Raw genomic sequence first — 15,367 nt, 5'->3', positions numbered from 1 at the left:
TCTAATAGTAAAGAGTGATATTAATGAGAGATTTTGATAGTTTAATTCCTGATTGGTTTAAAACAATCGTTGAAGTTGGGAACGACTTAATCTGGTCACAATATCTAATTGGTCTATTGTTGACTGCTGGTATCTTTTTTACGATCAGCTCTAGATTCGTTCAAATTAGATGGATTCCAGAAATGTTTCGTGCCATCAAGGAAAAACCAGAAACACTTGATTCTGGTGAAAAAGGAATTTCTTCATTCCAAGCTTTCGCCATTAGTGCAGGATCTCGTGTTGGTACAGGTAACATCGCCGGTGTTGCGACTGCGATTGTATTAGGTGGTCCAGGTGCCGTTTTCTGGATGTGGATTATTGCAATTGTAGGTGCTGCCAGTGCGTTTATCGAAGCAACTTTGGCGCAAGTGTACAAAGTTCATGATGAAGAAGGTGGCTACCGTGGTGGTCCAGCATATTACATCACAAAAGGGCTTAACCAAAAATGGTTAGGGGTTGTCTTTGCGATATTAATTACAGTAACATTTGCATTTGTATTCAACACGGTACAATCAAACACAATTGCTGAATCATTGCAAACACAATATAGTATTAGCCCTGTTATTACAGGTATCATCCTTGCAATTCTTACAGCGATCATCATATTTGGTGGTGTGCGTAGTATCGCAAACTTATCATCTACAATCGTTCCATTTATGGCAATCATTTATGTTGTCATGGTATTGATTATTCTATTCATGCATTTTGATCAAATTATACCAATGATTCTCACAATTATTAAAAGTGCATTTGGTATTGATCAAGCTGCAGGTGGCGCGGTTGGTTTTGCTGTATTACAAGGGATTAAACGTGGTTTATTCTCAAACGAAGCAGGTATGGGTTCAGCGCCTAACGCAGCTGCAACAGCCGCTGTATCACATCCGGTTAAACAAGGTTTAATTCAATCACTAGGTGTATTCTTTGATACCATCTTAGTATGTACAGCAACAGCAATTATGATCTTACTTTATTCAGGTTTAGAGTTTGGTGAAGATGCAAAACAAGGTGTTGCAGTGACACAATCTGCATTGAATGAACATCTTGGTAGTGCCGGTGGTATTTTCTTAACAGTTGCGATTGCATTATTTGCATTCTCTTCAGTTATTGGTAACTATTACTACGGTCAGTCAAACTTAGAATTTTTAACAGAAAGTAAAATAGCATTATTCATCTTCCGTTGTTTAGTCGTTGTTCTCGTATTCGTAGGTGCAGTCGTAAAAACTGAAACAGTTTGGAGTACTGCTGATTTATTCATGGGACTGATGGCAATCGTTAACTTAATTGCGATTATCGCATTATCAAATATTGCATTCGCAGTGATGAAAGATTATCAAAAACAACGTAGAGCAGGTAAACGCCCACTATTTAAACCAGAAGAATTAGAAATTAACTTATTTGGTATTGAATGTTGGGGAGATCAATCTAAAAACTTGAAAAAATAAAATAATGATATGCTAAACTGAGTGAACAGCCTTAAATGATTGTTCACTCAGTTTTCTTTTATAACAATATGACTTTTCAATCCATGAAATAGTCGATATAATTTGGTGTGAATGGTGAGAGAGGAAGATTGCATGAAGACATATAAAATTTCAAAAATCCTCAATAACAATGTGTTAATTTGTAAGGATAAAGGTACTGAAGTGGTCTTAGTTGGAAAGGGGATAGGTTTTAACAAAAAGCCTGGAACAACAATTAAAGATCTCGATATGATAGAGAAAGTCTTTAAGTTACAAAATAAGACAGAACAAGATCATTATTTACAACTATTGGACCAGACAAATGAAGAAGAGATTCGTGTGGTTATAGAATCTGTTCAAATGATATTGGCGCACTTTCAAATTGAAAATAACGAATCATTTATCGTTTCATTAACTGATCACTTGATTTTTGCATTAAAACGTGTCAAAAACAATCAGTTGATATCAAATCCATTTTTAAGTGAAACAAAATATAGTTATCCAGAAGCATATCAAATTGCAAAACGTGTAGTAGCACGTTTGAACTTGCAATTGAATGTGATGTTTCCTGAAGATGAAGTGGGATTTATCGCATTGCATATTGCGTCACAAAGCGAACATATTAGCATTGAAAACACAAAACAAGTGACAGAATTAATCAATCGCGCGATTCGACTAATCGAACATGATTTGGAAATTGATATCGATAAAGCATCATTACAGTATCAACGTTATATTAGACATATGCATTTCTTGTTGCAACGTCTAAAAAAAGGCGAACGTGCAACAATTGAATTAACTTTCGAGAAATTATTGAAAGCACAATATCCGCTATGCTATAATGTAGCTGTAAAAATAATTAAAATGATTCAATCACAAATAGATGTGGATATATATGAAGCTGAAGTGGCATATTTAACGATGCATATTCAGCAACTACTACTCGCATCTCAAAAATCTTAATATAGAACGTGTTACTAAGTAGGATTAGGCATGAGTGAAAAATTGGGAACCTTATTATTCGCAGTTTTATTACTCATGCCTTTTGTGTTGAATTCATTAAAAATGGAGGTTAGTACTGTGTGGAAGAAATTTTTTGGTCAACTGCAACGTATTGGTAAAGCTTTAATGTTACCAGTTGCGATTTTACCTGCTGCCGGTTTATTACTCGCAATCGGTACAGCAATGCAAGGGGACACATTACAAGGGTATCTGCCATTTCTTCAAAACGGTGGTGTTCAAAGCGTTGCTGAAATGTTAACAGGTGCTGGTGGCGTCATTTTTGATAACTTACCAATTATCTTCGCTATGGGTGTTGCGATTGGTTTAGCAGGTGGAGATGGTGTTGCAGCGATTGCAGCACTTGTTGGTTACTTAATTATTAACAAAACAATGGGTGCTTACTTAAATGTAACGCCTGAACAATTAGAAAACCCTGCGAACGGGTTTGCAAGTGTTTTAGGGATTCCAACACTTCAAACAGGTGTGTTCGGTGGTATCATTATCGGTGCATTAGCTGCTTGGTGTTACAACAAGTTCTATAACATCGACTTACCATCATACTTAGGATTCTTTGCTGGTAAACGTTTCGTGCCAATTGTGATGGCAACAACATCATTCTTATTAGCATTCCCGATGGCTTGGATTTGGCCAACCATTCAAAGTGGTTTAAATGCATTCAGTGAGGGATTACTTGATGCGAATACGGGTGTTGCAGTATTCCTATTCGGTTTCATCAAACGATTATTGATTCCATTTGGTTTACACCATATTTTCCATGCGCCATTCTGGTTTGAATTCGGTTCATACACGAATGCTGCTGGTGAAATTATTCGTGGTGACCAACGTATTTTCTTAGAACAAATTCAAGAAGGTACAAAATTAACAGCTGGTAAGTTCATGCAAGGTGAATTCCCTGTCATGATGTTCGGTTTACCAGCAGCAGCATTAGCTATCTATCAAACGGCAAAACCTGAAAACAAAAAAGTAGTTGCAGGTTTAATGGGTTCAGCTGCCTTAACTTCATTCTTAACAGGTATCACTGAACCATTAGAATTCTCATTCTTATTCGTTGCACCGTTATTATTCTTTGTGCATGCGGTGTTAGATGGTTTAGCATTCGTTACATTGTATTTCCTTGATTTACATCTCGGTTATACATTCTCTGGTGGTTTTATCGACTTTGTATTACTCGGTATTTTACCGAACCAAACACAATGGTGGCTTGTTATTCCAGTAGGTCTTGTGTATGCAGTGATTTACTACTTCTTATTCCTATTCTTAATCAAGAAGTTCAATTACAAAACACCAGGTCGTGAAGATAAGCAAGCAAATACACAAAAAACTTCAGCGGGCGAGTTACCATATGCGGTATTAGAAGCAATGGGTGGTCAAGAAAACATCAAACATTTAGACGCATGTATTACACGCTTACGTGTTGAAGTTAATGACAAAGCACAAGTAGATGTGGGTCGTTTGAAAGACTTAGGTGCGTCAGGTGTCCTTGAAGTAGGTAATAACATGCAAGCAATCTTCGGTCCAAAATCAGACCAAATCAAACATGAAATGCAACAAATCATGTCAGGTCAAGTCGTACAATCTAAAGTAGACCTTGACGATAAAGACGAAGCAACAGTCGTTGATACTGAAACGGCTGACAAAGCGCACGTAAATCATTTCGTAGCGGCACCATTAAAAGGTGAGGTACTCCCATTAAGTGAAGTACCAGACCAAGTGTTTAGTGAAAAAATGATGGGCGATGGTATTGCGATTCGTCCAACAGAAGGTAAAGTTTACGCACCATTTAATGGTCGTGTACAAATGGTCTTCCCAACAAAACATGCGATTGGTCTAACTTCTGAAGATGGCTTAGAGTTACTTATTCATGTCGGTTTAGATACAGTGAAATTAGAAGGTCAATGTTTCGATATTCTTGTTGAAGAAGGACAAGAAATTAAAACAGGTGATGTTTTAATGACATTCGACTTAGACTATATTAAAGAACATGCGAAAAGTGATATTACGCCAATCATTGTGACACAAGCAGATATTACAAACTTAGATTACACAACAGAAACAACTGTGACACCGGGCGATAAACTTTTTGAAACGAAATAATGACTTTATTGAAACGAGAGACGTATCGTACAAAGCGATGCGTCTCTTTTTTGGGATGTTGCTTATCTTCTAGAATGAACATGATATACTATTTATTTTTGCTAATCGTTTTATGTTTCCAGTTTGATTTTTAAGTGAAAAAGTATAAACTATAATTACTTTCCTAAAGGTTTGGTGAATATTATGACAGAAAAGATACCTCCAAAATCAGGAGAAAAAAAGCGTGTAGAAATTCATGAAAGCCGCTTTATGAGGTTTTTTGGTGGACAGGATTTACTATATGCACTCACAATATTTATTTTAATTGGTGTCGTTATTTTTATTTTTGATCGTGTTTCTTATGTTTTTCAACCATTTACCATTATTTTAAATACGATAGCTGCACCAATTATCATTGCACTTATTCTTTATTATTTATTTAATCCAATTATTAATATTTTAGAGCGATATCATATTAAGCGGGTGTGGGGAATTACATTGCTGTTCTTAGGAATTGTTGGTCTTATCACACTAGCAGTCAACCTATTGATACCAGTCGTTTCGTATCAATTCGATCGCTTAATGCACAATTTTCCAACATATATTAACAAATTAACGGGATTTATTAATAATATGATGCATATCCCATTTGTGTCGGATTATTATAGCGATATTGTGAACTGGTTAAAAGAATTGCAACAGAAGATTCCAACCTTTGCCAATGGTTTTAGCGACAAAATTAAAATTTTTGCTGAAGCTGTGGTCAACGTAACCGTCGTTATCGTTACAGTGCCATTTGTATTGTTCTTCATGCTAAAAGATGGGCACCGCTTCAAAGATTTTTCGAATCAAATCGTCCCACCGAAGTATCGAAAAGATGTACATGATTTGTTGGATAAGATGAGCGAACAGGTTGGTTCATACATTCAAGGTCAAATCATCGTATCTTTCTGTATCGGTGTGCTACTTTTCATCGGCTATTCAATTATTGGTCTTGATTATGCCTTAATCCTTGCAAGTATTGCAGCGGTAACAAGTGTTGTTCCTTATTTAGGACCAACGATTGCGATTTCACCAGCGATTATTATTTCAATCATTACATCACCATTCATGTTTGTAAAATTGATTATCGTTTGGACAGCAGTTCAGTTTATTGAAGGGCACTTCATCTCACCGAACATTATGGGTAAAACAATGCGTATTCACCCGTTAACAATCATCTTCGTCCTGCTATGTGCGGGTAACTTATTAGGTATTGTCGGTGTCATTTTAGGGATTCCAGCTTATGCCATTATTAAAGTATGGGTCTCACATCTCTTTATGTTATTCAAGAGACGCTACAACAAATATTATGCAGATGATGCTGGACCATATGAAATTATTGAAGATCAACGCACACATCATCGTGAAGTGATTAAGGATAAAAATGCTCAAGATACACAGCAATAAAGTATCTTGTGCGATCGTCTAATGATTCTCGTATCACTATTGTAACTGAGTGATAGAAAGGAGCCGACTATTGAGTGTCACGAAACAGCAGTTATTAAAAGGCTTAAAAGCAATTTTTATGATTGCATTATTAAGCGTTGTTATCTTCGTATTAGTTAAAGAATTATCACATATTGATTTTAAAAGAACGTTCTTATTGTTTAATCAGATTAATAGTTTTGAACTGATGTTGCTCTTCTTATTAGGAGCGAGTTCCATTGTCTTATTGTCACTGTATGATGTGATTTTGACTATGCGCTTCAAATTAGAACTCTCAAAGTTTAAAGCATTACGTGTCGGCTATATCATCAATACATTCAATAATATTATTGGATTTGGTGGATTTATCGGTGCTAGCGTTCGACTCTGGTTTTATCAGCAGTACACAAATAAAAAGAAGAAGCTTGTACAATTTGTCACTTACATGCTGACATCTATGCTAACCGGTTTGAGTTTTCTATCTTTACTTGTTGTAACACACGTGTTAGATGTCAGCTTCTTGAACCAGACATCGATGTGGGTAACCGTATTTCTCTATGTGATTGCGGGACTTTTACCTGTATTCATCATCGTTTCATGGGTATGGCCGATTGATAAAACAGCACGATGGCTCGGGGCAAGTTTCACGCTTATTTCAAGTGTCGAATGGTTAATGGCAACTATTGTTTTTTACTATGCGCTTCATTTAGTAGGAGCCTCTGTGTCATTTTCCGTTGTTTTAGGTGTATTTATTGTAGCTGCTATATCTGGTTTGCTGTCATTCATACCTGGTGGATTTGGTGCGTTCGACTTATTGATATTACTAGGGTTTAAATACTTTGGTTTACCAGAAGAGAAAATTGTACTAGCGCTATTATTATATCGTATTGCGTACTACTTCTTCCCATTGTTCATTGCACTCATCTTAACTGTTTTTGAATTTAGCACAGCAGCCAAAAAGTATATTAATGAGTCGAAATACATACAACCAGCGAAGGAAGTTACGGCATTTTTAATGTCTTTTCAAAAGGATGCAGCGAGCTATATTCCTTCCGTTGCTTTAAGTTTCTTAGTGTTTATTATGAGTTTTGTCACACTAATCAATAATTTCGGTATTGTATTTGATGCAACGACATCTAAACACCATCTGCTATATATTACACTGTATATTTTGAATGTCAGTGCGACGGTGATGTTATTTTTGAATATACGTGGCATTATTATGAGAAGTAAACGTGCCATACTGTTTGCGATTGTTGCAGCACTGATTATTATCACTTCAAATACATATGTATACGGCTTATCTATTACGTTAGTACTCGCAATTTTATTAGTTGCAGCACTTGTATTTGCCTATCGTAAGTCGCGTATATTGAAGCGTCCTGTCACATTGAAGTCATTACTACGTCTCGGACTGATGACTTTCATCGTACTGTATTTCAATCAGTTTTTAGTCAGTAGTTTTATTAGTGCGTTAGGTGTTGAGATTCCGAAGATAGACTTGTTTTTATTAAGATCTTCTTTCTGGTTGTCGTTTCTTGGGATGGTTGTACTGATTGCTGGAATTATTAAGTATTTCGAATGGCACCATCTCCGTCCAAATGCGTTTAATGATATGACGGTGGCTCAGGAAATTTTGAAAACACATGGTGGACATTTGCTCAGTCACTTAGTTTATAGTGGTGACAAAAATGTCTTTGTGAATCAAGAAAAGAACGCGTTTCTTATGTATCGTCATACACGAGAATCCTTTATTGTGCTTGGTGATCCTGTGGGTGATGCAGATGGATTTCATTCGTTGCTGACAACGTTTTACAATCATGCAACCTACTTAGGTGCAGATGTGATGTTCTATCAAGTATCTGAAGAACACTTACCGCTGTATCATGACTTTGGAAATCAGTTCTTCAAATTAGGAGAAGAAGCATTAATCGATGTTCAGAATTTCAGTGTAGCTGGAAAGAAAAGACGTGGCTTTAGAGCAACACTTAATAAGTTTGAAACACAAGGCTATACTTTTGAAATATTAGATGTACCACTTGATGAAGAGACATACCAACGTTTAAGAAAAATAAGCGATAAATGGCTTGGTCAACAGTCAGAGTTCTATTTCTCAGTTGGACATTTTAACAGAGCATATGTGAATTCGGCACCCGTCGCCGTTTTAAGAAATGGTGAGGGACAAATCGATGCATTTGCGACATTGATGCCTGTGGATGAAAAAACAACGGTCTCTGTCGATTTGATACGTTGGGATAGAGAGATTGATCTACCATTCATGGATGGCCTATACTTGCATATGATTCTGTGGGCACAGACAGCCGGTTATGCATGGTTCAATATGGGGATGGCAACATTATCAAATGTCGGTCAAGTACCATATGGCCATGCGAAGGAAAAAGTTGTCGGTCGTTTCTATGAACATTTTAATGGCTTGTACAGTTTTCAAGGGTTACGCCAATACAAAAGTAAGTTCGGGCCAGAGTGGGAATCACGCTATCTAATCTATCACCGTTCACAAACTGTTTGGCTCTCTTTATTAAGAGTGACACGCATTATTCGAAAAAGATATAAAGCATAAAAAATGGACAGCTACCTTAATATTATGTAAGGTGGCTGTCCTATTTATATTATTTGCGAGCTTGTTTGATTGCAGCGCGTTGTTGCTGTTCTTGTGCGTAACGTTCTGGTTGCTTCTTATAAAAGTCTTGATGATATGCTTCTGCTTCGTAAAATTCAGAGACAGGAAGGATTTTCGTCGCAATGGCTTTGTCATGATCGTATGTGTTTTTTAATTGATCAATATGTGCTTCTGCTACTTCTTTTTGGTCATTGTTTGTATAGAAAATAGCTGTACGATATTGCGGACCACGGTCTTGAAATTGACCGTCTGAATCAGTAGGATCAATGACCGAAAAGAAAATTTCTAATAATTTTTGATATGAAAATAATGCCACATCGTACTCTATTTTGACGACTTCGTAATGACCCGTTTCACCAGTTTTCACTGCTTCGTATGTTGGATTTTTAACATGTCCTCCCATATAGCCAGAAGTGACTTTTTCAATGCCTTCAAATTGATCGAATGGCTTAACCATACACCAAAAACATCCGCCAGCGAAGTAAGCTGTATTTATATTCATTCAAACACCCTTCCTAGTGCATTATTTTTCCTTATTTTACATGTTTTCACTTGCTTTTTAAATTGAATTTCTATACCGTTAATATGTGTTAATTATAGTACATAGCTATCTAATTTTGAAGATATAAGGTTGATCAGATAATGGAAAATAATTTTAAACGTAAAAACTCAAGCAGATCCGAGCAACATTTAAAGCGTGGAAAAAAGAGACGTATACGTAAATTACCATTTGTTATTTTAGCAGTGATTCTACTGATTGTTGTAGCGGTTATTTATTGTGTGAGTAGCTATCATAAAGGATTAGAAGTTGCGAAACAGCATAACGAAAGCCCTAAAATACATAAGTTTAACGGCGTTTCTAAAAATGACGGTAAAGCCACAGTGCTCATTTTAGGGACAGACTTAGAGGATGGCGGTGTATCTCGCACAGACTCTATCATGATTGCACAGTACGATTACATAAAGAAAGACATGAAGATTGTTTCAATTATGCGTGACATTTATGCAGATATTCCAGGCTACAATAGCTATAAAATCAATACAGCCTATTCACTTGGTGGTGCAGAATTGATGCGCAAAACTTTGAAAGAAAACTTAGGTATTGAGCCAGAGTATTACGCAACACTGGACTTTAAAGGATTTGAAGCAATGATTGACGAATTGAGTCCAGAAGGTGTGCCAATTGACGTTGAAAAAGATATGTCAGAAAAGATTGGTGTATCGTTAAAAAAAGGAAAACATAACTTAAATGGTAAAGAATTATTAGGATATGCAAGATTCCGAAACGATGAAGAAGGAGACTTCGGTCGTGTCCGTCGACAGCAACAAGTGATGTCAGCGTTGAAACAACAATTAACAGATCCTTCTTCCATAATAAAAGCACCGAAGCTTGCGGGTATTATGCGTGGGTATGTGAGTACTAATATGCCTGATTCAGCCATTTATCAAACAGGGTTGAGCTTTATCATTCGTGGAGATAAAAATATCAAAACATTAAGTGTGCCTGTTGAAGGAAGTTATGAAAATATTACAACCAATGATGGTGGGGCGGCATTAGGCATTGATAAAAAAGAAAATAAAAAACGCATTCAGAAGTTTTTAGATGAAGAATAAGTGCACTCATATAAAAAAGTAGTGAAGCGAATCTACCTTTGTAGACGTCTTCACTACTTTTTTATGAACTTGAGACATCATCACTTTGTGTTTCGGGAAATTGATAACCGATTCCTGTTGTCTCTATTGGTCTGCTTTACGTGTACCACCTAAACCATAATGTGTTGGTTTCATTTCTTCAATAACAACTGAGATAGCATCACGTTTTGCATTTGTCGTTTTTTCGACAGCATCTGTTACTTCAGTGACTAAGTTTTTAAGCTGTTCATCTGTACGACCTTCTAATAATTTGACTGTTACGATTGGCATTTGAGTCGCTCCTCTCTGTATAAAATCATTTATATTATAGCATTTTTAGTTAATGGTTGCGGACAATTATGAAAAACTCGTATGATAGTAGAGAGATTATAGAAAAATATGGAGGGTTTTACAATGGGCTTCGATAACATCTTGACATCACTAGGTATAGAAGGCATGAAAGTATTGATTCATCTGGATCAGCAGTCGTATTCAGTTGATGAGAAAATCACAGGATACATTAAATTAAAAGCAGGTATGAGTGATCAGAAAGTGACACATATCGAATTAAAACTGCTGGAAAAATATGAAAATGATGATGAAACAAGTCAATTTACTTACTTAACAAATGAACTCGATCGTTTTGTCATCGATGAATCATTCACAATTGATGTTAAAGAGCAGAAAAAAATACCATTTACGCTGGCACCAGAGACATTAAACTTTAGATCAAATACAAGTAAAGTGTTTTTAAATACACATGTTTATATTGATTTAGGTATTGATGAAGAGGTAGAAGCAGAAGTACCGTATCAACGATAAAATTATTTTGAATACAGATGACTGAATGATGCATGACATGATTTCAGTCATCTGTTTCTTTTTATGAAATGGAGAGAAATTCTACTTGATAACAGAACGTATGTTCGTTATATTTAAAGGAGAATAATTGAAATAGGTGATACAAATGTATGATTATCATTTGTTAGAGGATCGGGATATATTGTGCATTGATCAAAAAAGTTTTTTTGCTAGCGTGTCGTGTATTGATAAAGGACTGAATCCAATGACGACGAAATTAGCAGTTGTTGCAGATACTAAGAGACAGGGGTCTGTTGTTCTTGCAGCAACACCACCTTTGAAAGCATTGGGGATTAAAACAGGTTCACGTTTATTTGAAATTCCACACAGACGTGATATTTATATTATTAATCCAAGTATGCGTCGCTATTTAGAAGTATCATTAAAAATTTCTAAAATTGCGCTGAAATATGTCCCACCAGAAGATTTGCATCAATATAGTATTGACGAATTTTTTATGGACGTGACAAAAAGTTATCATCTTTTTGCGCCAACTATTCAAGCATTTTGTCAGCGTTTAATTGCAGAAATTTATCAAGAGACAGGTGTACATTGTGCAGTTGGTATCGGATCGAATATGTTGTTGAGTAAGGTAGCCTTAGACAATGAAGCTAAGTCAAATCCAACATTCATTGCAGAGTGGCGCTATGAAGATGTGCCTAAAAAACTATGGCCGATTGCACCATTACAAAATTTTTGGGGGATTAGCAGTCGCACAGCCAAAAAATTAAATCGTCATGGTATTTTTAATATCGGTCAGTTAGCGATGTATCCACATGCAAACTTAAAACGTGAATTTGGTGTTATTGGCACGGAGCTCCATCTACATGCCAATGGAATTGATGAGAGTAGAGTCAGCGAGCGATATATCACACGAATGCCTTCTATATGTAAAAGTCAAATTTTAATGCGTGATTATCAATATTCTGAAGCAATGATTGTGATGCAAGAATTAGTAGAAGATGTGATGAGTCGTTTAAGAGTCAAAGGTTTATTAGCCAAAACACTTCATGTTTCTTTTGGTTATAGCGCAGGAGATGGTATATCTAAACAATACACAATGAAAGAAGGGACGAATCTCGAACATGTTGTTATGAAAGAAATAAAATATTTAGCTGATAAATACTGTGATAAATCTGAATGGTATCGTACTTTGAGTGTGTCGGTTACTCATTTCATTCCTGAACAAATGCAACAATTGAATCTTTTTGTCGATCCGCTACAACAAGAACGTGAACTACGGTTAGCTAAGACGATTGATGCCCTTCATCAAAAATACGGGAAGGGCATCGTCTCTAAAGCTATTTCCTATACGTCTGCTGCAACGAAACATGGCAGATTGGGATTAATGGCTGGTCATAAGATGTAGCAATATATTCAGATTATTGTATGTGCTACTCGATGTAGGTTTCATAGTCATTAAGCACCACACGACCTTGCTCACGATCGTCAGAGCTTTTAAAGCTAATGCGTAAAGCACCATATATATCTTCACGTAATTCTAAAATTCTTAAGTTGCTAATAGAAATATTATGTGAACTCAATAAGTGTGTGATTTTTGAAATTGTACCTGCTTTATCTGGAATATCGACATAAAGGTCATAAGTACTCCTAAGTGCACCTTTACTTTGAATGGGCAGTGCGTCTCGATAAGTCTTACTTTCAGCAAAAAACTGATACAGCTTTGAGGCGTCTTCATCTTCCAAAATATGGATGACATCATCTATTTGAGATTGAAACTGCTTCATAATCGTCAAAATGTGTGATTTGTTTTCCAAAGAAATATCTCGCCACATCTCGGGACTACTGCTTGCGATACGTGTAATATCTCGGAAACCACCCGCAGCCAGTTCTTGAATGAGCGGGGAGTGTGAAGCGTAATGTGCATTTAAAGAAACAAGACTAGAAGCGATTAAGTGTGGCGTATGACTCACAACACCCGTGACATAATCGTGTTCTTCAGCAGTCATCTTGATTAACTTTGCATGCGTCGACTCTAATAATTGTATCATGCGTTGATGGGCTACATCGTTTTCTTGTAAATCATGGACGAGTACATAATAAGCATTTTCAAACAGATGTTTTTTCGCATTCAAGACACCTGTTTTATGACTGCCTGCCATAGGGTGACCGCCAATCAAATGGATATCGTGCTGTAACAATCGTCGTTCATGCGCTTGAATCGTCGACTTTGTACTGCCTGTGTCTGTCACAATAAGACCAGCCTTTGTTTGAATGTTAGGTAGTAGTGTTAAATATTTTACCGTTGTTTGAACGGGTGTTGCAAAAACCATAATATCTGCTTGCTCTGCACCTTCTTCAAAAGAAGCAATCGGTTTATCGATAATTCCGATAGATAATGCGCGTTCTAGTTGTTTTGGGTCAGCATCGTATGCAGACACGACCATGTCAGGATGTGCAGCTTTTATATTACTCGCTAAGCTACCTCCAATCAGGCCGAGACCTATAAAAAAGACATCTGTCATGAAGTCACCTCATAAAATAAAGTTAATTTTCAGACATTTTAACATTTTAAAGTGCTATCATGCAACGACTCTTTATAGAAAATAAGAAAAAAAGAATGTGAGGCTATTAAAAAATAATTTTTGACCATGAGAATGGCTAAATTATCTATGATACGTTAAAATATACCATGGTTTCGTCTTAGAAAATAAACAACTTATTTAAAGAAAAATGGTATGATAAAGATGAAAGGTATTGTTTTTCTATTTTGAAGAGAAAGAGCACATCAATGATGCACATTGTCAAACTTTGTCTTTCCATGTCACGTAAATGAATGCGAGTCGAATTATTAGGGAGATTCGATGCATGTTAAAACAACAAAATAAAATAAGCGGAAGTTATTTAACGGAATAATATAGAGAAATTAGGAGTTTTTATATGAAGTTTACAAATTTAACAACAGCAGAATTTGAACAATTTGCGAATGAAATGCCTTATAGTCACTTCACGCAAATGGCTGGTAACTACGAATTAAAAGTTTCAGAAGGTGTTGAGACACATCTTGTTGGAGTAAAAGATAAGGATAACCAAGTGTTAGCAGCTTGTTTATTAACTGCAGTACCTGTCATGAAAGTTTTCAAGTATTTCTATACAAATAGAGGACCTGTTATCGACTTTGGAAATCAAGAATTAGTTCATTTCTTTTTTAACGAATTGTCAAAGTATGTTAAAACACATAAAGCATTATATTTACGCATCGACCCATATTTACCAATGTATAAAAGAGATCACGACGGTAATATACTTGAAGACTATCAAAGAAATTGGGTCTTCGAAAAGTTTGCATCACTCGGTTATGAACATGAAGGGTTCACGACAGGGTTTAGCACTACACGTCAAATTCGTTTCCATTCTATTTTGGATTTAAAAGATAAAACGGCTAAAGATGTCTTGAATAACATGGACAGTTTACGAAAGAGAAATACAAAAAAAGTTCAAAAAAATGGTGTGAAAGTTAGATTTTTGAATGAAGATGAGTTACCAATTTTTAGATCATTCATGGAGCAAACATCTGAAACAAAAGATTTTGTGGATCGTGAAGATGCATTTTACTATCATCGCATGAAGCATTACAAAGATCGTGTGTTAGTACCACTCGCTTATATTAATTTTGAAGAATACATTGCTGAACTAGAAGTTGAAGAGAAACAATTGCAAAAAGAGATTAATAAAGCTGAAAAAGATATTGCGAAACGACCAGAAAATCAAAAAGCAGTGAATAAAAAACAAAATCTAGAAAAGCAATTGGAAGCAAACCAGACTAAAGTTACGGAAGCGCGCGATTTACAACAAAAGCATGGCAATGAATTGCCGATTTCTGCCGGCTTCTTTATTATCAATCCGTTTGAAGTGGTTTACTATGCAGGTGGAACTGCGAATGAATTCCGTCATTTTGCTGGTAGTTATGCAATTCAATGGGAAATGATTAATTATGCAATTGATCATCAAATTGACCGATATAACTTTTATGGCATTAGTGGTGATTTTACAGAAAATGCAGAAGATGCAGGTGTGATAAAGTTTAAAAAAGGATTTAATGCGGATGTCATAGAGTATGTTGGTGACTTTGTAAAACCAATCAATAAACCAGCTTATGCGCTATATACAACGTTGAAAAAAGTCCAAAAGAAGTTATCGTAGAGAGAAG

Annotated in this window: 12 protein-coding genes; 9 read left to right on the top strand and 3 right to left on the bottom strand. The window is 35.9% G+C overall.

Going from position 1 to position 15,367, the window contains the following annotated elements:
- The first annotated feature begins 23 nt into the window (after positions 1–23).
- The 5 genes from alsT to mprF all read left to right on the top strand — a co-directional run bounded on the left by alsT (position 24) and on the right by mprF (position 8,643).
- The gene (gene alsT / locus C7J88_RS03030) at positions 24–1,481 is read left to right on the top strand and encodes a glutamine transporter AlsT (protein ID WP_095117081.1); all 1,458 of its coding nucleotides are present in this window, start codon (positions 24–26) and stop codon (positions 1,479–1,481) included.
- 132 nt (positions 1,482–1,613) lie between these two features.
- Positions 1,614–2,462 carry a glucose PTS transporter transcription antiterminator GlcT gene (gene glcT, locus C7J88_RS03025; RefSeq protein ID WP_095117079.1) on the top strand — a complete coding sequence of 283 codons (849 nt, stop codon included), beginning with the start codon at positions 1,614–1,616 and terminating at the stop codon, positions 2,460–2,462.
- A gap of 117 nt (positions 2,463–2,579) precedes the next feature.
- The gene (gene ptsG / locus C7J88_RS03020) at positions 2,580–4,616 is read left to right on the top strand and encodes a glucose-specific PTS transporter subunit IIBC (RefSeq protein WP_095118136.1); all 2,037 of its coding nucleotides are present in this window, start codon (positions 2,580–2,582) and stop codon (positions 4,614–4,616) included.
- Between the two features lie 183 nt (positions 4,617–4,799).
- Positions 4,800–6,044, top strand: coding sequence for an AI-2E family transporter (locus tag C7J88_RS03015; protein ID WP_095117078.1), 1,245 nt, complete (start codon positions 4,800–4,802; stop codon positions 6,042–6,044).
- Positions 6,045–6,114: 70 nt separating this feature from the next.
- Complete coding sequence (mprF, locus tag C7J88_RS03010) at positions 6,115–8,643, top strand: bifunctional lysylphosphatidylglycerol flippase/synthetase MprF (RefSeq protein WP_229709432.1); 2,529 nt, start codon at positions 6,115–6,117, stop codon at positions 8,641–8,643.
- A 49-nt stretch (positions 8,644–8,692) separates the two neighbouring features.
- On the opposite strand, the gene msrA is transcribed toward mprF, so the two are convergent.
- On the bottom strand, positions 8,693–9,205 hold the full coding sequence (gene msrA, locus C7J88_RS03005; protein ID WP_095117076.1) for a peptide-methionine (S)-S-oxide reductase MsrA: 513 nt from the start codon (positions 9,203–9,205) through the stop codon (positions 8,693–8,695).
- Positions 9,206–9,342: 137 nt separating this feature from the next.
- Between msrA and C7J88_RS03000 the strand changes: the two genes are divergently transcribed.
- Positions 9,343–10,317 (top strand): LCP family protein, encoded by a 975-nt coding sequence (locus C7J88_RS03000; RefSeq protein WP_095117074.1) that lies wholly within the window; start codon positions 9,343–9,345, stop codon positions 10,315–10,317.
- A 123-nt stretch (positions 10,318–10,440) separates the two neighbouring features.
- Here C7J88_RS03000 and C7J88_RS02995 read toward each other — a convergent pair whose 3' ends face one another.
- A complete protein-coding gene (locus C7J88_RS02995) occupies positions 10,441–10,626 on the bottom strand; it encodes a 2-hydroxymuconate tautomerase (protein ID WP_095117072.1) in 186 nt (61 codons plus the stop codon).
- Positions 10,627–10,749: 123 nt separating this feature from the next.
- Here C7J88_RS02995 and C7J88_RS02990 point away from each other — a divergent pair, with 123 nt between their 5' ends.
- Both C7J88_RS02990 and C7J88_RS02985 read left to right on the top strand, forming a co-directional pair.
- Entirely contained in the window at positions 10,750–11,157 is a 408-nt protein-coding gene (locus tag C7J88_RS02990) for a sporulation protein (RefSeq protein WP_095117070.1), read from the top strand.
- 145 nt (positions 11,158–11,302) lie between these two features.
- The gene (locus tag C7J88_RS02985; protein WP_095117068.1) at positions 11,303–12,565 is read left to right on the top strand and encodes a Y-family DNA polymerase; all 1,263 of its coding nucleotides are present in this window, start codon (positions 11,303–11,305) and stop codon (positions 12,563–12,565) included.
- 25 nt (positions 12,566–12,590) lie between these two features.
- Here the strand turns inward: C7J88_RS02985 and C7J88_RS02980 are convergent, their stop codons facing one another.
- A complete protein-coding gene (locus tag C7J88_RS02980) occupies positions 12,591–13,682 on the bottom strand; it encodes a prephenate dehydrogenase (RefSeq protein ID WP_095117065.1) in 1,092 nt (363 codons plus the stop codon).
- Between the two features lie 415 nt (positions 13,683–14,097).
- Between C7J88_RS02980 and C7J88_RS02975 the strand changes: the two genes are divergently transcribed.
- Positions 14,098–15,360, top strand: a complete 1,263-nt coding sequence (locus C7J88_RS02975) for an aminoacyltransferase (RefSeq protein ID WP_095117062.1) — start codon at positions 14,098–14,100, stop codon at positions 15,358–15,360.
- Positions 15,361–15,367 lie beyond the last annotated feature (7 nt).

The sequence above is a fragment of the Staphylococcus muscae genome, assembly GCF_003019275.1.
Lineage (GTDB): Bacteria > Bacillota > Bacilli > Staphylococcales > Staphylococcaceae > Staphylococcus > Staphylococcus muscae.
Note: the sequence above shows the minus strand (reverse complement) of the source record. Positions and strands in the feature narration are given on the sequence as shown.